The sequence below is a fragment of the Pseudomonas mercuritolerans genome (genome assembly GCF_025706525.1).
GTDB classification, from domain to species: domain Bacteria; phylum Pseudomonadota; class Gammaproteobacteria; order Pseudomonadales; family Pseudomonadaceae; genus Aquipseudomonas; species Aquipseudomonas mercuritolerans.
The window spans coordinates 368168-386895 of record NZ_JAMSHA010000001.1; the positions used below are offsets into that span (position 1 = coordinate 368168).

Genomic DNA, 18728 nt, shown 5'->3' on the forward strand with positions numbered 1-18728 from the left:
CGCATGCCATGGCTATCAAACAACTGATAAAACGCACCAGCGGCTGGCTCTATCTCAACTCGTCCGTGGGGCGCAGCCAGTTGCACGGGGCCGGGGTCATCCTGATGCTCCACCGAGTGCTGGCCAACGACCGTGCGGCCAACCTGCCGCACCGCAATGAACTGTGCGTCGGCCCGCAGGCGTTCGAACACTTGCTGATATGGCTGCGCAAGCATTTCGATTGCGTGCCGCTAATGGAGTTGTTGCAGCCCAACGCCCTGCGCACCGAGCGCCCGCGCGTGGCGCTGACCTTCGATGACGGCTGGCGTGACAACGCGGTCAATGCCTATCCGCTGCTGCAAAAATATCAGGTGCCGGCGAGCATTTTTCTTTCCACCGATTTCATTGGCAGCCGGCAACGCTTCTGGTGGGAAAGCGTCGGTGAAACGCTATGGGGCAGCCATGGCGAAAAGGCCCGTATGCACCTGATCGAGCACCTGCGCATCACCGGCCATCCGCTGCCGGTGTTGCTCGACGATATCGATGTCGACCGGCGCAGCCTGGCACTGCTGCATTACCTGCAAGGGCTGAAGAGCCTCGATCCGCAGGAACTCGAACGTCTGACCAATGAGTGTCCGCCGGATTCTCTGCCGCAAGCGCTGGACTGGCATCAGGTGCGCGCCATGGAAGCGTCCGGTCTGGTGCGCTTCGGTCCCCACGGCGCCAGTCATGCGATTCTCACTGGCCTGGATGACATGCGTCTGCACGAAGAAATCAGCCGCAGCCGCGACGCCCTGCACAACGGCTGCAATCGGCCACTGCCGGTGTATTGCTACCCCAACGGCGACAACGATGAGCGCGTGCGCGAGCAGGTCGCCAATCACGATTATCCGTTTGCGCTTGGCACGTCCACCGGACTCTATCGCGGCGCCGGCGACCCGCTCAACCTGCCGCGCTTCGGCGTCAGCCAGCGCACCGCGCGCACTCCGGAGCTGCTGTCGTTACGGATCTTTCGCGGGGCACGGCCATGAGTCGCGGCAGCTACCTCCGGCATCTGGCCCTGAGCATGGGCACCAAACTGGCGATGATTGCCTTGCGCCTGCTGCGCAATGTGGTGCTGGCGCGGATTCTCGGGCCGAGCGAACGCGGCCTGTTCGCCCTGCTCAGCACCCTGCCGGATCTGATCAGTGCGGCCACCAGCGGCGGCTTGAATTCGGCGGTCGGTTATCAAGCGGCCAACCAGCGGCCGATGGGTCTGTTGCTCGCTCAAGTGCTGGTGTTCGGTTGTCTGTTGGCCGGGCTGCTGACGTTGCTGGTGGTGGCGCTGGCGCGAGAATTTGGCAGCGAACTCGATGTCACGATGCAGCTCGGTCTGCTGGCCTGGCTGTTGCTGCTGGCGGTACCGCTGACCGTGCTCAAAAGCGGCCTGCTGACCTTGCACAACGCGTCGGGTGGCGTGGTCGCCTTCAATGTCCTGCGCCTGATCGAATCGCTGGCACCACTGCTGTTGTTTGTTGCGCTGTTCTGGATGTGGAAAGAGGCGGCACTCGAAGCGGCGCTCATCAGTTGGCTGGCCGGTATCAGCCTGGTGGTACTGGTGGGCTGGATGTGGCTCAAACGCGCACAGCCGCTGCAACTGCAATGGGATCGTGCGAGCCAGAACGAGTTGCTGAAATTCAGTGCGCGCAGCCATCCGGACCTGCTGTTCCAACAGGTGATCCTGCGCTCCGATTACCTGTTCATCGGCGCCCTGCTCGGCAGCAGCGCGCTCGGCCACTACGCCATGGCCAGCGCCGCCGCCGAACTGTTGTTGATAGTTCCGGAAGCGGTCACCACACCGCTGATGAAGCGCCTGCTGCAACAGGATAAGGGCATGGACAAGGTCACGCCGCTGGCGCTGCGCCTGACCGCCACAGTGATGCTCGGCGCCTGCGTCACGATGGCGTTGATCGGCGAGTGGCTGATCATCACTCTGTTCGGCGTCGCCTACCAACCGGCCTATCCGGCGCTGCTGGCTTTGCTGCCGGGGCTGTTGGGCCTGTGCTACGCAAGCATTCTGCGCCTGGACCTGATCGGCAAGAATCGCCCCGCCACCGTCTCGCTGATGATGGGGGTGGGCGCGTTGCTGAATCTGGGCCTGAATCTGCTGCTGATCCCGAGCTACGGCATCGTCGGCGCAGCGGCGGCGTCCTCGATTGCCTATCTGGCAGTGACCCTGGCGATGCTGGTGCTTTATTGCAGGCTGAGCGGCGTACCGTTCTGGCACACGCTGTTCATTCTGCCCGGCGACCTCAGCCCGATGTGGCTGATGCTGCACCGCAGGAAAGCCGCATGAAGCGCCTGGCCCTGCTGTTCGGACTCGGCATGACGCTGAATGCCTTCGCTGCGCCCATGCAGTGGGGCGACATCCGCGATGGCAGCCTGTATCTGCAAGCCGACCGCCCGGATACAGTCACCGTGCGCTGGGTTCCGGCGTGGCAGGCCGAGGCCAATGAAGAGCATATCTACCTGCTTGACGGCCATGGCCGCTTGCAAGGTGATCGCTTCATCAAGGCCAGTGAGGTTCGCGGTTCGCAAAGCTGGCCGCTGGCGCCGGGAGCTGACGGTTATCGCCTGGAGATTCCCGGCTACAGCTTCCGTAGTTACCGCGTCGAGCATGACGCAACCACCGTGGCGCTGTTCAGTCCGGCCAAAGTGCATTTCAGCGTCGAAACCCGCAATGGTACTGAGCTGCTTTTCCAGGTCGCACCGGGAGAGCATGCGGTGCTGAACGGCAAATACCATGGCGGCGTCAACGCGCTGCAAGCACAGCGTGTAGACGATGGACAACAGCTGTCGCTGGCCCTCAAGCCCCACCGCGCCTATTGGCAATTCGATCAAGTGGCCTTGCCGGTCAGTGACCGGCCTCAAGTGTGGCGCTTGCGCCTGCAGGGTAGCGGCAAAGCGGCGTTCTGGCTCGACGGCACGGCCAACCTGTTTGCGCAGAATCCGCAGCAGCTGCAGCCAGTGCGTGAAGAGTCGGGTGAGGTACGCCTGACCCTGCATGGCAAGGTGCTCGGGCGCACTCCGGATCTGGGCATTGCGCTGCCCAATCTGATGCCGCCCGCGAGCAGTCATGCCGCACTGGATGCGTTGAAGCCGGGTGCGGCGAGTTATTACAGCTACGTTGACGTCAGCGCGAAAAATGCCCGCTTCGAAGACCCGGTTCGTCAGCTCTATCAGACGCGCTTCGGCATCCGCCAGGACATCACCCTGCTCGCCGGCACCGGGCGTCAGGCCAATCTGCGCGCCGATGTACAAAGCAGCAACGGCCTTGAGACATGGCTAGCCGGTACTCGTGCCTTGGGTGGTCAAGGCACGCATTACATCGGCTTCGCCGACGAGCCGAACCTCAACTATTCAAGCTACGAAGATTATCGGGCGATTTTTGTCAGCATGGCCCGGCAGGTGCGCAGCGATCCGGCCAACGCCAGGGCCGGCGTGCGCATCGCCATGCCGGCCAGTTCGCGCTTGGTCAACGGCCCGTTCGCCAATAACGCCGCAGACAAACGCGGGATCGATTGGGCACGGCGTCTGCTCAGTGAAGCGCCCGATCAGATCGACGCGTTGGCCTGGCACGAATGGATGGTCCGCGACCTGCTCGCCACTCGCGTCTACCGCGACAGCGTGCGCCGCGCCGCGCAACTGGTCGGCCTCGACGCAAAGGGTCAGCCGCGCAAAGCATTGCTACTCGACCAGACCAATCTGTCCAGTGGCTCGAGCCTGAGCCCGTACGACCAGGAAACTCATTACGCCGCGCTGTGGTGGGCATCGGTGGTCATCAATGCTTCTCAGGACGGTTTGCTGAGCATGCTCAACTGGTTTCAGGCGGCCGACGAACCGCCCTACGCCAAGGGCATGGTGCGCGTGTTGGACGGCAATCGCTTCGAGCTGAAACCGGTGGGCCTGGCCCAGCAATTCATCGCTCGGCATTGGCTGCCACACGTGCTGCAACTGGATAACGATGCCTTCGAAGTGGATGTGCTGGCGATGGCCGGCGACGAGCAGCGCACGTTACTCGGGGTGAACAAAGGCACACGCCTGCAACGCGTTGCTCTGAGCGGTGCCAAGTGCCCGCTCAACCAAGGCGCCCTGCATTTCTTCGGCGCTGACAATCGCGCCCGCGACGCACCGTTCGCCTGCGAAAACGGGCGCGTGCGTTTCGAATTACCCGGGCAAACCCTGTTTGCCCTCACCTGGAACGCTTCATGAACCGCCCTTCTGCCCTGCGAGCGTCATGCTGCGCGCGGCACCTTCATCAGGAGAAGAGACCATGGATATCTTGAAAAAACTCAGCGGACATATCCGTCGTAAAGGTCTGCGAGCGACCTTGGCGAAGATCCGCAGAATGTACATTTTTTCCCATCGGCAACTGCTGTGGATGGAACGGGATCTGGTCAGCCCCGTGCCGCCGCACAACCTCAAACCGTACCCGCCACTGCGCGTAATGAAGATCACCGCAGACAACGCCAGCGCCTTCACCCGTTACTTCGGCGACCGTGTCGGCGTCATGGCCGAACTCGCCAGTGAAGGTCACACCGGGCATATGCATGTCGACGAGCATGGCGATGCCGTGGCGTTCATCTGGGGTACGCCGCGCGACTATTTTGATCGGCATTACTACGGTTGCCGGTTCCCGGTGAAACCTGGCGAGTTCTTCGAGTTCGGTGGCGAAATGACCCGTGCCTACTGGGGCAGCGAATTGTCAGTCGATGTGCAAGTGCGCCTGTGGCAAGCCATGGCTGAGAAAGGCTGCCGCAAAGTGGTCGATGTTTGTGACTCCAGCAACATTCCGGCGCTCAAGCTGCATCTGCGCATGGGCTATACCGAACAACAGCGGATCACCCATATCTACACGCTGTTTGGTCGCTGGCGCTTTTATCGCGAAACCCGCTACAGCGGTTCGCGCCTGACGGCGTTGCGCAAAACTTCCCGTCCACCTGTCCCAGCAACGGCGGTCTGACCCAATGGCGATGCGATTCGAATGGCGCACATCGCTGTGCGCTGCCGACTTCCCGGCGACGGCCTACGAGGCATTGCGCCTGCGCGTGACCGACCACACGCCGTTCAACAATCTCGGCTGGTTGTGCGCGGCAGAACAGGCGTTGGAAGAGAATCAGTGCCTGCACGTTCTGCTCGGCTGGGAAGCAGAGGCTTTGCGCCTGTGCCTGCCGCTGGTGGCCAGCCGCGAACGCTTCGCGGGCGTGCCATTTCGCGTCTTGCGCCACTTGGGTTATCCGCTGGCCGATCGGTTGGCCCTGCTGTCGTTGCTCGGCGCAGAGGATATGCGCGATGCGCTGATGCTGATCCGTCAGCGCCTGCCCCATGCGCTGCTGCAACTCAACGAACTGTCGGAACCTGCTGGGGAAGAAAGTGCCCTCACCGATTGGATGGCGCGTAGCTCTACTGCTGAACGGCGCCTGAGTTGCCGGGTGCCTGTGCATCTGATCAGCGACGCCGACCATCAGGAAGTCTCCGGCGACCCGCGCTACAAACTGCGCCGGGCGCGCAAACGGATTACCGCGTGCGGCGCCCAAGTGCGGCGCATCATCCCCGATGCGCTGTCGATGCCTACGGTTTTACAGGCGTTGGAAGAAGTCGAGTCGGTCAGTTGGAAAGGTGACGAGGGCGTCGGCATTTTCGCAACTGACCACAGTCGTCAATGGATACAGAACGCCTTCACCGCCCTCGCCGCTCAAGGGCTGGTGCGAGTGGTGACGCTGGAGCTGGACGGCCGCTGCATCAGTTATCGGCTGGGCCTGCTCGAGCAGGGCCGACTCTACGACTACAACCTGGCGTTCCTGCCGCAACATGCCGATCTGGGCAGCGGTCGGGTGCTGCTGGAGGAATGGATTCGCTGGGGCCTGGACGAGCAATGGCACTGGATCGATGCCTCGCGGGTCAGCCTGGAAAACTCCAGTCATCAACTGCACGAGCGCATGACCGGGCAACTGGAACACTGGCGCTGGAGCTTCTACTCATGGCGCCCCAGTGGCTTGCTGCTGGGCCTGGGGCTGCGTCTTTGGTACTGCGTCAAACCGGCCCTGCAAAAATGGCGCGCACAGCGTGCCGGCAAACCGAAAGCGGCAAATACATCCGCAACACAACCTGCAACTTCATCCACCACACCTGGGCTAGCGCCTCGGAGAGCATCATGAACGTCATCGACAAACTGCTTCTGCGCATCAAACAAAAAGGCCTGCGCCGCACCCTTGGCGCGTTCGGCAAACGTTATGTCTTCGCTCACCGTGAATTGCTGTGGATGGAGCGCGATCTGGTCACGCCGATCGCGCCAAACAAACTGCGCCCCTGTGAAGGTTTACATAGAGTCGACATTACCGAGGACAACGCCAAGGCTTTCGGCAAGTACTTTGGTGATCGTGTGCAGACCATGGCCGAATTGGCCGCTGAAGGGCACACGGGGCACATGTACCTGGACCAGGAAGGCCACACCGTCGGGTTCGTCTGGGCCAGCACCCGCGACTATTACGATCGCCACTTCTACCGCTACACGTTCACGATCCAGCCCGGTGAGTACTTCCAGTTCGGTGCCGAAATTGCCCGGCCCTATTTCGGCAGCACCTTGACCGTCGACGCACAGACCGCACTTTGGCAAGTCATGGACGCCGGTGGGTACAAAAAAGTGGTGGATATCTGCGACAACGCCAATATCCAGGCCCTGAAGATGCATGTGCGCTTGGGCTATAAGGAACAAGGGCGGATCACCCATGTTTACGACCTGTTCGGCCACTGGCGCTTCTTCCGCGAAACGCGCTACAGCGAGTCAAGGCTGGAGGCGCTGCGCAAGCCGGAAAGACCGGTAGTCAGTGCGCCGGCGCAGGCTTGATTCAGGCTGAATATTTGCGGCGGTTTTGATACCGCCATCGCGAGCAGGCTCGCTCCCACACTGGAATGCATTTCCCTGTGGGAGCGAGCCTGCTCGCGAAGAGGTCAGTAGCTGCACCGCAGCTCTCACAATCGATTGGCTGGTTGCCTACAAACTGTGACGACACTTCCAACATTCGGAAAAGACTTGGCCGACTGTTTATCCGTATCCACTTGGATACAGTCGAGCACGACATCGGAGGCGACAAATCCTCACAAAGCGCAGACATCCGACGCGCACAAAAAATGGCAAAGGAGGTTTAACCATGAGCCAGACTTTGATGAATTTCGACATGGTCGCGCTGCTGGACAGTGACGAAGCCATCAGTGAATACCTGTCGCAGGTGCTTGCAGACGGAGACAGCGAAGAATTCCTTCGCGCAATCGGTTACGTGTTAAGGGCGCGAGGAATGACGCAGATCGCCAAGAATTCAGGCATGGGTCGTGAAAGTTTGTACAAAGCTTTTGCTCCCGGAGCGAAGCCGCGATTTGACACAGTGTTGAAGGTAATTCATGCACTAGGCATTGATCTCTATGCGCAGCCGGGGCACGTAGTCAATCACGCCGTTCCGTGAATTTTGTAGCGGTCGCAATGCCGCCCATCGCGAGCAGGCTCGCTCCCACAATGGAATGCGTTTCCCTGTGGGAGCGAGCCTGCTCGCGAAGAGGCCAGCCGTCGCAATAAAGGATCTCAGGCCTTGCTCGCCACCAGGCTAAAGCACATCGGCAACTGCGCCTGCTGGTTCAGGTAGCAGTCATACACCTCTTCCCGGTTCGAATGCGCATATTCCTGAAAATCCACAATGCGCAGCCCCGCTCCAATGGCGCCGCTGAAGATCGCGCCCAGCGTATGCACGAACCAGTACGACTTTGCCGCCGGCTGCTCGACTTTACCTACGTAAACGATCGGCTCTTGCTGCACAAACGGCTCGACACGGAAATACGAGCTGGCGAGGCGGTAGGGATCTTCAGCCTGCGGATCAACCATCTCCAGAAACGGATGGGTTTCGTAGATCACCAGTTTGCCGCCCGGCTTCAGCACCTGCGCGACATGATGGAAGAATTCGCCGATGTCAGGCATCCAGTTAAGTACACCAATGGTAATCAGGGCTACGTCGAAGCGGTTATGCAGCGATGCGGGCAGATGGTGGATATCACTTTCGATGAACTCAGCAGTGTGCGGCGAGCGGCTATTCAGCTCGCGGGCCTGTGCGAGAAAGGCTGCCGATTGATCGACGCCGACGACACTGCGCGCACCCAGCGCAAACAGCGACAGGCTCTCCCGACCGTTATTGCAGCCCAGTTGAATCACGTCTTTGCCGTCGACGTCCAGCAAGCCGCGCGAGGTGTCATCAAGGCAGCAAAACTCCGCCTGCGCGACATCGTTGAGCAATGCCTGCCAGTCCGGCGAATCCTGATGATGACGGGCAGAATCGTTCCACGCCTGTCGATTGCTTTCGATGGCGGTTTTGGGGGTGGGCACTTCCATGGCGCTACTCCGGGTGAGGCTCGTGATTGAGCTGCGTGAGTCTAGAACAGACCCGGGGTGGCGGTTGTTCCAATGTTGTAATCACACTGCGCAGTCCTCTTCAGCGAGTCCTACAGAAAAAGGAAGGAACTCGGGATACCCCAACCGTTTTCCTACATCTTCCGTCGGTTGGCCGTCGGAAGCGCTCAGTCTAGGATTTGTCGAACTACAAGTACTCATGGAGCTCGACCCAGATGCAGTTCATCCAGACAACGACGACAGCAATCCCTGCACCGAATAGACTGCCAGGCATTGATCCCGGAGGCACAATGGACGGCAAAATCTTTCCCGACGATTCAGGGTTTGAAAACGACGAGCAGGCTGCCAGTCATGATCGCTGGTTGCGAGCCAAGGTGCAGGCGTCCAGAGATGATCCCCATCCGAGTCTCCCCCATGAGGACGTGATGGCGGACATGCATGCCTTGATCGAATCCATGCGAAAAAAGGCCGATGCAGATTGAGTGGCGGCCCGAAGCCAAGGCCGATCTTTCGAACATCCTCAGATACATTGGCGAGAGAAACTTTGCAGCCGCAGTGAGTCTCTCGAAATCCATCGAAGAATCCACAACCTCACTCTCCGTTCATCCCCATCTCTACCGTAAAGGTCGATCTCCCGGCACCCGGGAAATCGTTGTACATCCTAACTACGTAGTGATTTATGAGGTGACGGATCGAATCGAGATACTTAGCGTTTTGCATACCCGACAGGAATATCCATAAAGACATCGCAGGAAAAAACGGTGTGATGTTCGCCCGATCGATAACACGCCGTTTGCCCAGTAGGCACCACTATCAAAGATCCACATGACTCTGGTTAAGCCGCTCACGCAAAAACTCCACCAGTGCCTGCACCGGCCGCGAAGCCTGGCGATGCTGCGGATACACCGCCGACAAGGTCAGTGGCTCCGGACGTAAATCATCCAGCACCGGTACCAGCCGCCCGTCCTTCAGCGCCGCGCCGACGATGAAGGTCGGCAGATAGGTGATCCCCATCCCCTGCACCGCCGCGTCCCGCAGCAGTTCGCCGTTGTTCACCCGCATGCGCCCGGTGACGTTGATCAGCAGCGGTTTGCCCGGTGCTTCGTTGAAGCGCCATTGCACCGAGCGCCCGTGGCCGTAAGGCAGGCAGTCATGGCTGTGCAGGTCTTCAGGTTTGAGTGGTGTGCCGCGTTCGGCGAGGTAGGCCGGGCTGGCGCAATAGACCCGTTCGATGCTGGCAATGCGCCGGGCGATCAGTGTCGAGTCTTCCAGCACGCCGATGCGCAGGGCCAGGTCGTAGCCCTCGCCGAGCAGGTCGACCGGGCGATCGCTCAGATCCACCTCGACGGTGACTTCGCGATAACGCTGCAGGAACAACGGCAGCAGACAACCCAGATGCGCCACCGCGAACGACAGCGGCGCGCTCAGGCGAATCGTGCCGCGCGGCTCGGCGGTTTCGCCGGCGATGCCCTGCTCGACCTGCTCTACCTCGCCGAGCAAACGCAACGCCGATTCGTAATAGCTCTGCCCCAGCGGCGTGACGTCGAGGCGGCGGGTCGAGCGATTCAACAAGCGCACACCAAGTCGCTCTTCCAGTTGCATCAAACGGCGGCTGACGAACTGCTTGGACAGCCCCAACTGATCGGCCGCGGCGGTGAAGCTGCCGGAGTCCATGACCTGGCAAAAAATACGCATGTCTTCGAACGGGTTCATTGTCACTCTCTGGTGGACAGTTAAACGCTTTATAGCCGCTTTTTCGCTTTTCAGCAGCCCATTAATCTGTGCTCACGGTTTGAAAACAACCATGAACAGGTAGGAGCTGCCGCAGGCTGCGATCTTTTGATCTTGATCTGCAGTGACGCTGGAAATGGCAAAACAGGATCAAAAGTTCGCAGCCTTCGGCAGCTCCTACACGAACGTATAAATACTCAAAAATGGAATTGAACATGAGCATCAAGAAAACCCTCGCCGCGTCCCTCCTCGCCCTGTCCGTCAGCAGCGCTTTTGCCGCTGGCAGCCCTGGCGTCGAACACAACACCCAAGCGTTCCTCGATGCCCTCGCCGCTGGCGGTGGTCGTCCGCTGGAGCAACTGAGCCCGAAGGACGCCCGTGCGGTGCTGACCGGTGCCCAAGCTTCTGTGAAGGTTGATCTGTCCGGTGTGGAAGTCAGCGACAAGGCGATCAAGGTCGATGGCCGGACCCTCAACCTGAAAGTGGTGCGCCCGGCCAAGGTCAAGGGCGAGTTGCCGGTGTTCATGTTCTTCCACGGTGGCGGCTGGGTGCTGGGTGACTTCCCGACGCACCAGCGCCTGATCCGTGATCTGGTAGTCGGCTCGGGCGCCGTTGCAGTGTATGTCGATTACACGCCGTCGCCGGAAGCGCAGTACCCGACGGCGATCAATCAGGCTTACGCCGCGACGAAATGGGTGGCCGAGCACGGCAAGAACATCGGTGTCGATGGCAAGCGTCTGGCGGTGGCCGGCAACAGCGTCGGCGGCAACATGGCAGCGGTCGTGGCGTTGATGGCCAAGGAGCAGAAAACCCCTGCCCTGCGCTTCCAGCTGTTGATGTGGCCGGTAACCAATGCGCAGTTCGAGGACGGTTCGTACCAGCAATTTGCCGAGGGCCATTTCCTCACCAAGGGCATGATGCAGTGGTTCTGGGACAACTACACCACCAACCCGGCCGAGCGTGCGCAGATCCATGCCTCGCCGCTCAACGCCAGCAGCGAACAGCTCAAGGGCCTGCCCGCTGCGCTGGTGCAGACCGCCGAGTTCGACGTGCTGCGTGATGAAGGTGAAGGTTATGCGCGGCACTTGGATGCGGCTGGCGTGCCGGTGACCTCGGTGCGCTACAACGGGATGATTCATGACTTCGGCCTGCTCAATCCGCTGAGCCAGATTCCCGAGGTGAAAGCTGCGGTGCGTCAAGCGGCTGCAGAACTGAAAACTCATTTGCAGCCTTAACCGCAAAAGATCGCAGCCTTCGGCGGCTCCTACAGGAAAACGCATTCCAAAGTAGGAGCTGCCGCAGGCTGCGATCTTTTTTCTCACCAGCGTCGCGGAGTACCGGTCATGACTCTTTTCTACGCCCACCTGCTGTCCTGGAGCACTGTGCTGTTGCTGCTCGACGCCGCACTCTGGCACTTCTCGCCCTTCAGCCACCGTGCACCGCGAGTCGGCGTACGTCTGGCACTGTTTCTGGCATTCAGCGCGCTGGTGATCAACGCCGGTGTCAGCCCGTTGCAGGCGCCGCTGTTCGCCGATGATCGCGTGGCGCAGCTGGGGGCGACGGCGCTGGGGATTCTCTGGTGGTTGTACGCAGCACGGGTGCTGACCGAAGTGATCGGCCTGGCGCTGATGCGCCGCATCGGCCACAGCGGTCGCTTGCTGCAGGACGTCATCGGCGCGCTGGTGTTTCTGGTCGCCATTGTCGCGGCGGCCGGCTACGTGCTGGAGCTGCCGGTCAAAGGTCTGCTGGCCACTTCCGGGGTGGTCGCCATCGTGGTCGGTCTGGCGCTGCAAAGCACTCTCGCCGATGTGTTTTCCGGCATCGTCCTCAACACCACCAAGCCGTATCAGGTGGACGATCTGGTGATGATCGACGGCGTCGAAGGCAAGGTCTTCGATATCGACTGGCGCGCCACGCACCTGCTGACCAGCGCCGGCACCATGGCTGTGGTGCCGAACTCGGTGGCGGCCAAGGCGAAGATCGTCAACCTCAGCCGGCCGAGCAACATGCACGGCGTATCGATCAGCATCCAGGTGCCCAATCACATTCGTCCGCGCCGGGTACTCGATGCCCTTGATCGCACCTTGCAGGGCAGCAGCTCGCTGTTGCTCAGCCCGGCGCCGAAAGCCGTGCTCAAAGAGGCTGGCGAAACCATGTCCGAGTATGTCGCCAGCGGTTTCATCGCTGAGCTGGGCAAGAAGAGCGAAGTGCGCAATCAACTTTTCGACCTCGCCCACCGCCATCTCGAAGCGGCGGGTATTTCCCGGCATCCCGACGGCGTGATCGAACCGTCGAGCCGTGCCCGTGCGTTGCTGGATGAAGTGAAGATTTTCCGCTCGCTGAGCAGTGAAGAACGCGATCGCCTCGCTGAGTCGATGGTCGCGCAGCAGTACACGGCCGGTCAGGTGGTGCTGGATCTGGAGGAAGTGCCGGACAGCCTGTTCGTGATTGCCACGGGCGTGGTCAGCGCGACGGTGCCGGACGGCAATGGCCAGACCGAGGCCGGGCGCATGGGGCCGAGCGAAGTCATGGGTGAGCAGAGCATTCTTGCCGATACACCGTCGCAAGCGACGTTTACGGCGCTGACGTCGAGCATCATCTATCGCCTCGACAAACAGTTGACCCGTGAGTGCATGGACAAGCGCAGCGAAGTCGGCCAGGCCTTGAACAAGTTGCAGGCGGTGCGTCAACAGAACAGTCGCCTCGCGTTGATGGCCAAACCGGTGGCGGTGAAAAAAGGTGGATTTCTGGGGTGGTTGCAGAAGCGTTGAAGCGCCAAATTCAAGATCAAAAGCCTCCCCCTCACCCCAACCCTCTCCCTCAAGGGGGGCGAGGGTGAAAGGGAGCCGATCTCCGGGCCTTTCAAGACCGAAGCTCGGCTCGGTATTGCAGGTCGGCGTATCCCGAACAAGCCCCTCGGTCAGTCCCCTCTCCCTCCGGGAGAGGGCTAGGGTGAGGGGCTTTTGACTTTCGACCAGATTACTTGGCAGTGAACTTGGTGTAGCTGTTGATCAGGTTGCGATAGTTAGGCAGACGCTCGGACAGCAGATGCGCCAGGCCTTCCATGTCGTTGCGCCAGTCGCCCTGCAGCTCGCAGGCCACTGCGAACCAGTTCATCAGGTGTGCACCGGCGGCCGACATCCGCGCCCAGGCCGCTTGTTGCACGGTGGTGTTGAAGGTGCCCGACGAGTCGGTGACGACGAACACTTCGAAGCCTTCAGCGATCGCCGACAGGGTCGGGAAAGCTACGCAAACGTCGGTCACTACACCGGCGATGATCAGTTGCTTGCGGCCGGTGGCCTTGATCGCTTTAACGAAGTCTTCGTTGTCCCAGGCGTTGATCTGGCCTGGACGCTGGATGAACGGCGCGTCGGGGAATTGCTCGAGCAGTTCCGGCACGATCGGGCCGTTGGGGCCAGCGTCGAAGCTGGTGGTCAGAATGGTCGGCAGCTTGAAGAACTTGGCGATGTCGCCCAGCGCCAGCACGTTGTTCTTGAACTCGTTCGGCGAGAAATCCTGCACCAGCGAGATCAGACCGGTCTGGTGGTCGACCAGCAGGACGACGGCATCATCTTTGTTCAGACGCTTGTAAGGAACGCTCATGGCAAAACTCCTGGATGGATGGTTGTTGCGGTAAGCGCCGGCCCTGATGACCGGCACTTTTTTCAAACTCAGAACGCGAAGCAGGAACAGCCGAACGCGCCCCAGAAACCGGCGAAATCGCTGACCGGCGCATTCGACATCCGCGCTTTTTCATGGCTGTGGGTGTGCACGGCGCATGGCCCGCTGCACTGGTGAACCTGCGCTTGCAACGGCGAGTTCGGGCGCCAGTGGCCCGGGACTTTGACTACCGGCGACCAGTCCGGCAGCACCGGAATCGAGCGCGGGCCGAGGTCTTCGAAGTCGCCGGCGGCGTAGACAATCTTGCCGCCGACCACGGTCATGACCGACTCGATCCACTTGATCGCTTCTTCTTCAACGCTGAAGAAGTCCGCGCTCAGTGCAGCGAGGTCTGCCAGTTGGCCGACGCGGATCTGGCCCTTCTTGCCCTGCTCCGAAGAGAACCAGGCGCTGCCGTGGGTGAACAGTTCCAGCGCAGTGCTGCGTGGCAAACCTTCTTCGTACAACGCCAGACCGCCAACGGTGCGGCCGCTGACCATCCAGTACAACGAAGTCCACGGGTTGTAGCTGGACACGCGAGTGGCATCGGTGCCGGCGCCGACCGGCACGCCTTCAGCGAGCATGCGCTTGATCGGTGGCGTGGCTTCGGCGGCTTGTTTGCCGTAGCGATCGACGAAGTATTCACCCTGGAACGCCATGCGATCCTGAATCGCGATACCGCCGCCCAGCGCTTTCACGCGCTCGATGTTTTGCGGAGTGATGGTTTCGGCGTGGTCGAAGAACCACGGCAGACCGTTGAACGGAATGTCGCGGTTGACCTTCTCGAACACGTCGAGCATGCGGCTGATCGATTCGTTGTACGTGGCGTGCAGACGGAACGGCCAGCGCTGCTCAACGAGGTGGCGCACCACCGGCTCCAGTTCCTGTTCCATGGTCTGCGGCAGGTCCGGACGCGGTTCGAGGAAGTCTTCGAAGTCCGCCGCCGAGAACACCAGCATTTCGCCGGCGCCGTTGTGGCGCAGGTAATCGTCGCCCTGATGCAGCTTGACGCTGCCGGTCCAGTTCTGGAAATCGGTCAGTTCTTCTTTCGGCTTCTGGGTGAACAGGTTGTAGGCGATGCGTACGGTCAACTGGTCGTCTTTGGCCAGTTGTTCGATCACTTGGTAATCGTCCGGATAGTTCTGGAAACCACCGCCGGCGTCGATCGCACTGGTCAGGCCGAGACGATTGAGTTCGCGCATGAACTGGCGGGTCGAGTTGACCTGATATTCCAGCGGCAGCTTCGGCCCTTTGGCCAGGGTCGAGTAGAGAATCATCGCGTTCGGCCGCGCGACCAGCATGCCGGTCGGGTTGCCGTTGCTGTCGCGCACGATCTCGCCGCCCGGCGGGTTCGGCGTGTCGCGGGTGTAGCCGGCCACGCGCAGGGCAGCGCGGTTGAGCAGCGCACGGTCGTAGAGGTGCAGGATGAACACCGGAGTATCCGGTGCGGCCTGGTTGATTTCTTCCAGGGTCGGCATGCGTTTTTCGGCGAACTGGAATTCGTTCCAGCCACCGACCACGCGCACCCATTGCGGGGTTGGCGTGCGGTCGGCCTGGTCCTTGAGCATGCGCAGCGCGTCGGCGAGCGATGGCACACCTTCCCAGCGCAGTTCGAGGTTGTAGTTCAAACCGCCACGAATCAGGTGCAGGTGCGAGTCGTTGAGGCCAGGGATGACGCAGCGGCCCTTCATGTCGACCACTTGTGTGGCGCTGCCTTTGAGAGCCATGGCCTCTGCATCGTTACCGACGGCAACGAAGCGGCCGTCCTTGATCGCCACCGCACTGGCCAGTGGTTTTTCCCGGTCTACGGTATGAAACTGGCCATTGAATAAAATCAGATCGGCGCTCATCGCAGTTCCTCAAGCAAAAGTGAAAAGAAGCAAACCCCGCTCAACGCAGCGAGGTTTCTTGGGAATCGAGGTGTTCATGGGCCTGACTGGCTTCCAGCCACGGGGTGAACAAACGGGTGACCGGCGGCATCACCACGTAGACCACAGAAAGGACGATGGTCAGGGTGATCAGGAACGTGGCGACCACGTAGTTGGACAGAAGCGGATGCAGCGCCAGCAACGGGCCCCAGATCAGCGGCACCAGCAGGGTGTGCGGCAGAATCACCAACAGCGTGACGACCGCCTGCTTCCAGCGCGGCGGTGGCGAGCCGGCTTCGGCCAGCGGTGTGAACCAGAATTCATTGACCGGCGCGACTTCGGTCTGATCGCCGTCGGCCAGCATCGGTGCGGCTTCAGCCACCAGCGCCTGACGCTCGGAGGATTCCAGCCAGCCCTGCATCGCTTCGGTGGAGCTGAAGCGCAATACGCACGTGTAAAAATCCAGACGCCCGCGCTTGCCGCGCACCACGTCCACACCCAAATGCCCCTCGCGCTGCCCGGCAACGCGCACGATGTTGCGCAGCCATGCTTCATACGCCGATTCGAAACCGGCCTTGACCGAGTGTTTGATGATCAACGTGACGGTCTCATCGGCCCCCGGTGCTTGTGAATTGAGGACTTCAGGCATAACGCAGCACTCCGGGCAAACGAACAGGAATCGCCAGCCGTCCGGGCCCGGCGATCAATACGGTGGTGAAAAGAATCAACAGCAACCAGCCGAACTGCCCTTCGGCCACACTCCATTGCGGGTGCACGACCAGCAGCGCCACGAGCAGTACAAAGAGAATAGGCAGGCAGGCCAAACGCGCCAGCACACCGGCGACGATCAGCAACGGGCAGAGGACTTCGGCGAAGATCGCCAGGATCAGCGTCAGGTGGGCGCCGAGGTGGAACGGGTCTTCGATCAGTTGCAGCTGCGCGGTGAAGTCCAGCAGCTTGGGCAAGCCGTGCACCCACAACAGAAACAACCCGCCGCTGACCCGCAGGAACAGCAACCCGATGTCGCGCGCCTGTTCATCCCTCGTAGCAATCATGACCCGACCCTTTGAATGTCATTGACGGGAATCATGCCAAGGCCGGGGCGGAAGAAATTGGATGGGTGTGCTTAGTTGCTTTTCAGACCGCCGACGGTCTGCAGTCAGGCACAAAACATTGTGGGAGCGAGCCTGCTCGCGATGGCGTCGGGTCAGTCACATCCACACTCACTGACACACCGCATTCGCGAGCAGGCTCGCTCCCACAGGGATTGGCGGCGTGCGCTCAATATGCAGACCGCCACAAAAACAGTGTGGAAGCGAGCTTGCTCGCGAAGGCGTCGGGTCAGTCACATCCACACTAACTGACACACCGCATTCGCGAGCAAGCTCGCTCCCACAGGGTTTGGCGGCGTGCATTCAATTTGCAGACCACCACAAAAACAAAGTGGGAGCGAGCCTGCTCGCGAAGGCGTCAGCTCAGTCACATCCACGTTGACTGACACACCGCATTCGCGAGCAGGCTCGCTCCCACAGGGATTGGCGGCGTGCGCTCAATATGCAGACCGCCACAAACACAGTGTGGGAGTGAGCCAGCTCGCGAAGGCGTCGGGTCAGTCACATCCATGTTGACTGACACACCGCATTCGCGAGCAGGCTCACTCCCACAGGGATTGGCGGCGTGCGCTCAATGTGTAGACCGCCACAAAAACAACGTGGGAGCGAGCCTGCTCGCGAAGGCGTCGGGTCAGTCACATCCACACTCACTGACACACCGTATTCGCGAGCAGGCTCGCTCCCACAGGGATTGGCGGCGTGCGCTCAATATGCAGACCGCCACAAAAACAAAGTGGGAGCGAGCCTGCTCGCGAAGGCGTCAGCTCAGTCACATCCACGTTGACTGGCACACCGCTTTCGCGAGCAAGCTCGCTCCCACAGGGGTTAGCGGCGTGCGCTCCATTTGCAGACCGCCACAAAAACAGTGTGGGAGCGAGCCTGCTCGCGAAGGCGTCAGGTCAGTCACATCCACACTCACTGACACACCGCATTCGCGAGCAGGCTCGCTCCCACACGAAAACTGCTTGCGTAATCGAGGGCGGTTAAAGCGCTGGAATATCCAGCGGCGCCGCCATGAACTGGCTAATGCGCGAGCGCAGCCATTTCTCTGCCGGGTCGTTGTCGTGCACCCCGCTCCACGCCATCGACAACTGCGCCGCATCGATCGGGAAAGGGGGATCTTCGGCGCGCAGCGCACAGCCTTCGACCAAGGCACAGGCAGCGTAATCCGGCACGGTGGCGATCATGTCGGTTCCGGCGAGCAAGGCGCGCAAGCCGCTGAACTGCGGCACACCGAGGACGACTCGGCGGCAGCGGCCGATCTTGGCCAGATCCAGATCGATATTGCCGCTCAGGTCACCGGAGAACGACACCATCGCATGCGGACGCGCGCAATATTCGTCCAGCGTCAGTGGCCCCGGACGGTCGTCGCCGCGCAGCACTTTGCAGGGAATGTCACGCAGCTTCTTGCGCTTGGCATTGGCCGGCAGATCGGTGGTGTAGCTGACGCCCACGGAGATTTCCCCCGAAGCCAACAACGCCGGCATCAACAAGTAATTAGCCCGGCGCACCACCACGACTATCCCCGGTGCCTCCTGCTGAAGCTGGCGCAACAGCGGCGGAAACAGACCGAACTCGGCGTCGTCCGACAGTCCGATGCGAAACACATCGCAACTGCTCGCCGGTTCGAATTCCTTGGCGCGGCTGACTGCGCCGGAAATCACGTCCATTGCCGGTTGCAATTCCTTGAGGATCGCCAGCGCCCGCGCCGTCGGTTCCATACCGCGACCGTTGCGCAGCAGCAACGGATCGTCGAACAGATCACGCAAGCGCCCCAGCGCAGCACTGACCGCTGGCTGGCCCATGAACAGTTTTTCGGCAACGCGGGTCAGGTTCTTTTCGAACATCAACGCTTCGAAAATCACCAGCAGGTTCATGTCGACGCGGCGCAGATCGTTACGGTTCATGGGCGTGGTTTCCTTATCGGTGTCAGACGCTTTATGCCAC

At 60.9% G+C, this 18728-nt stretch carries 18 protein-coding genes; 11 read left to right on the top strand and 7 right to left on the bottom strand.

What is annotated here, in order from left to right; translation table 11 throughout:
• The first annotated feature begins 8 nt into the window (after positions 1–8).
• From ND528_RS01720 to ND528_RS01750, 7 genes are all read left to right on the top strand, one after another.
• Positions 9–1010: a polysaccharide deacetylase family protein gene (locus tag ND528_RS01720; RefSeq protein ID WP_137216081.1), complete on the top strand. Its 1002-nt coding sequence runs from the start codon at positions 9–11 to the stop codon at positions 1008–1010.
• On the top strand, positions 1007–2314 hold the full coding sequence (locus ND528_RS01725; RefSeq protein WP_263469446.1) for an oligosaccharide flippase family protein: 1308 nt from the start codon (positions 1007–1009) through the stop codon (positions 2312–2314). Before ND528_RS01720 ends, ND528_RS01725 begins: the two co-directional genes overlap by 4 nt.
• On the top strand, positions 2311–4230 hold the full coding sequence (locus ND528_RS01730) for a hypothetical protein (protein WP_263469447.1): 1920 nt from the start codon (positions 2311–2313) through the stop codon (positions 4228–4230). Before ND528_RS01725 ends, ND528_RS01730 begins: the two co-directional genes overlap by 4 nt.
• 61 nt (positions 4231–4291) lie before the next feature.
• Positions 4292–4981, top strand: a complete 690-nt coding sequence (locus ND528_RS01735; protein ID WP_263469448.1) for a GNAT family N-acetyltransferase — start codon at positions 4292–4294, stop codon at positions 4979–4981.
• A 4-nt stretch (positions 4982–4985) separates the two neighbouring features.
• Entirely contained in the window at positions 4986–6176 is a 1191-nt protein-coding gene (locus tag ND528_RS01740) for a GNAT family N-acetyltransferase (protein WP_263469449.1), read from the top strand.
• Positions 6173–6865 carry an N-acetyltransferase gene (locus ND528_RS01745; RefSeq protein ID WP_130909502.1) on the top strand — a complete coding sequence of 231 codons (693 nt, stop codon included), beginning with the start codon at positions 6173–6175 and terminating at the stop codon, positions 6863–6865. Before ND528_RS01740 ends, ND528_RS01745 begins: the two co-directional genes overlap by 4 nt.
• A 304-nt stretch (positions 6866–7169) precedes the next feature.
• Complete coding sequence (locus tag ND528_RS01750; protein WP_263469450.1) at positions 7170–7478, top strand: addiction module antidote protein; 309 nt, start codon at positions 7170–7172, stop codon at positions 7476–7478.
• Between the two features lie 116 nt (positions 7479–7594).
• On the opposite strand, the gene ND528_RS01755 is transcribed toward ND528_RS01750, so the two are convergent.
• Positions 7595–8392, bottom strand: coding sequence for a class I SAM-dependent methyltransferase (locus ND528_RS01755; protein WP_263469451.1), 798 nt, complete (start codon positions 8390–8392; stop codon positions 7595–7597).
• A 308-nt stretch (positions 8393–8700) separates the two neighbouring features.
• On the opposite strand from ND528_RS01755, the gene relB reads away from it, so the two are divergent.
• Together relB and ND528_RS01765 are read left to right on the top strand one after the other, a co-directional pair.
• Positions 8701–8892, top strand: coding sequence for a type II toxin-antitoxin system RelB family antitoxin (gene relB, locus ND528_RS01760; RefSeq protein WP_038862015.1), 192 nt, complete (start codon positions 8701–8703; stop codon positions 8890–8892).
• On the top strand, positions 8882–9151 hold the full coding sequence (locus ND528_RS01765; RefSeq protein ID WP_082228561.1) for a type II toxin-antitoxin system RelE/ParE family toxin: 270 nt from the start codon (positions 8882–8884) through the stop codon (positions 9149–9151). Before relB ends, ND528_RS01765 begins: the two co-directional genes overlap by 11 nt.
• Positions 9152–9223: 72 nt before the next feature.
• Here the strand turns inward: ND528_RS01765 and ND528_RS01770 are convergent, their stop codons facing one another.
• Positions 9224–10123, bottom strand: coding sequence for a LysR family transcriptional regulator (locus ND528_RS01770; protein WP_263469452.1), 900 nt, complete (start codon positions 10121–10123; stop codon positions 9224–9226).
• Between the two features lie 233 nt (positions 10124–10356).
• On the opposite strand from ND528_RS01770, the gene ND528_RS01775 reads away from it, so the two are divergent.
• Positions 10357–11376, top strand: a complete 1020-nt coding sequence (locus ND528_RS01775; RefSeq protein WP_263469453.1) for an alpha/beta hydrolase — start codon at positions 10357–10359, stop codon at positions 11374–11376.
• Between the two features lie 108 nt (positions 11377–11484).
• Positions 11485–12912, top strand: coding sequence for a mechanosensitive ion channel family protein (locus ND528_RS01780; protein ID WP_137216064.1), 1428 nt, complete (start codon positions 11485–11487; stop codon positions 12910–12912).
• Between the two features lie 208 nt (positions 12913–13120).
• Here ND528_RS01780 and ycaC read toward each other — a convergent pair whose 3' ends face one another.
• From ycaC to ND528_RS01810, 5 genes are all read right to left on the bottom strand, one after another.
• Positions 13121–13744, bottom strand: a complete 624-nt coding sequence (gene ycaC / locus ND528_RS01785) for an isochorismate family cysteine hydrolase YcaC (RefSeq protein WP_016774080.1) — start codon at positions 13742–13744, stop codon at positions 13121–13123.
• A 68-nt stretch (positions 13745–13812) separates the two neighbouring features.
• Positions 13813–15651, bottom strand: a complete 1839-nt coding sequence (locus ND528_RS01790; protein WP_042609477.1) for an amidohydrolase — start codon at positions 15649–15651, stop codon at positions 13813–13815.
• Positions 15652–15691: 40 nt separating this feature from the next.
• A complete protein-coding gene (locus ND528_RS01795) occupies positions 15692–16318 on the bottom strand; it encodes an antibiotic biosynthesis monooxygenase (RefSeq protein WP_263469454.1) in 627 nt (208 codons plus the stop codon).
• A complete protein-coding gene (locus ND528_RS01800; RefSeq protein ID WP_024012430.1) occupies positions 16311–16724 on the bottom strand; it encodes a DoxX family protein in 414 nt (137 codons plus the stop codon). The genes ND528_RS01795 and ND528_RS01800 overlap by 8 nt, the downstream gene beginning before the upstream one ends.
• Before the next feature lie 1040 nt (positions 16725–17764).
• Entirely contained in the window at positions 17765–18688 is a 924-nt protein-coding gene (locus ND528_RS01810; protein ID WP_212615841.1) for a LysR family transcriptional regulator, read from the bottom strand.
• Positions 18689–18728 lie beyond the last annotated feature (40 nt).

What these genes read in the sequence shown, in the direction of transcription:
- ND528_RS01810 (WP_212615841.1), bottom strand. Translation starts at nt 18,688, where the DNA reads ATGAACCGTAACGATCTGCGCCGCGTCGACATGAACCTGCTGGTGATT.
- ND528_RS01755 (WP_263469451.1), bottom strand. Translation starts at nt 8,392, where the DNA reads ATGGAAGTGCCCACCCCCAAAACCGCCATCGAAAGCAATCGACAGGCG.
- relB (WP_038862015.1), top strand. Translation starts at nt 8,701, where the DNA reads ATGGACGGCAAAATCTTTCCCGACGATTCAGGGTTTGAAAACGACGAG.
- ND528_RS01730 (WP_263469447.1), top strand. Translation starts at nt 2,311, where the DNA reads ATGAAGCGCCTGGCCCTGCTGTTCGGACTCGGCATGACGCTGAATGCC.
- ND528_RS01725 (WP_263469446.1), top strand. Translation starts at nt 1,007, where the DNA reads ATGAGTCGCGGCAGCTACCTCCGGCATCTGGCCCTGAGCATGGGCACC.
- ND528_RS01780 (WP_137216064.1), top strand. Translation starts at nt 11,485, where the DNA reads ATGACTCTTTTCTACGCCCACCTGCTGTCCTGGAGCACTGTGCTGTTG.
- ND528_RS01745 (WP_130909502.1), top strand. Translation starts at nt 6,173, where the DNA reads ATGAACGTCATCGACAAACTGCTTCTGCGCATCAAACAAAAAGGCCTG.
- ND528_RS01790 (WP_042609477.1), bottom strand. Translation starts at nt 15,651, where the DNA reads ATGAGCGCCGATCTGATTTTATTCAATGGCCAGTTTCATACCGTAGAC.
- ND528_RS01775 (WP_263469453.1), top strand. Translation starts at nt 10,357, where the DNA reads ATGAGCATCAAGAAAACCCTCGCCGCGTCCCTCCTCGCCCTGTCCGTC.
- ycaC (WP_016774080.1), bottom strand. Translation starts at nt 13,744, where the DNA reads ATGAGCGTTCCTTACAAGCGTCTGAACAAAGATGATGCCGTCGTCCTG.
- ND528_RS01765 (WP_082228561.1), top strand. Translation starts at nt 8,882, where the DNA reads ATGCAGATTGAGTGGCGGCCCGAAGCCAAGGCCGATCTTTCGAACATC.
- ND528_RS01800 (WP_024012430.1), bottom strand. Translation starts at nt 16,724, where the DNA reads ATGATTGCTACGAGGGATGAACAGGCGCGCGACATCGGGTTGCTGTTC.
- ND528_RS01735 (WP_263469448.1), top strand. Translation starts at nt 4,292, where the DNA reads ATGGATATCTTGAAAAAACTCAGCGGACATATCCGTCGTAAAGGTCTG.
- ND528_RS01795 (WP_263469454.1), bottom strand. Translation starts at nt 16,318, where the DNA reads ATGCCTGAAGTCCTCAATTCACAAGCACCGGGGGCCGATGAGACCGTC.
- ND528_RS01750 (WP_263469450.1), top strand. Translation starts at nt 7,170, where the DNA reads ATGAGCCAGACTTTGATGAATTTCGACATGGTCGCGCTGCTGGACAGT.
- ND528_RS01770 (WP_263469452.1), bottom strand. Translation starts at nt 10,123, where the DNA reads ATGAACCCGTTCGAAGACATGCGTATTTTTTGCCAGGTCATGGACTCC.
- ND528_RS01720 (WP_137216081.1), top strand. Translation starts at nt 9, where the DNA reads ATGGCTATCAAACAACTGATAAAACGCACCAGCGGCTGGCTCTATCTC.
- ND528_RS01740 (WP_263469449.1), top strand. Translation starts at nt 4,986, where the DNA reads ATGGCGATGCGATTCGAATGGCGCACATCGCTGTGCGCTGCCGACTTC.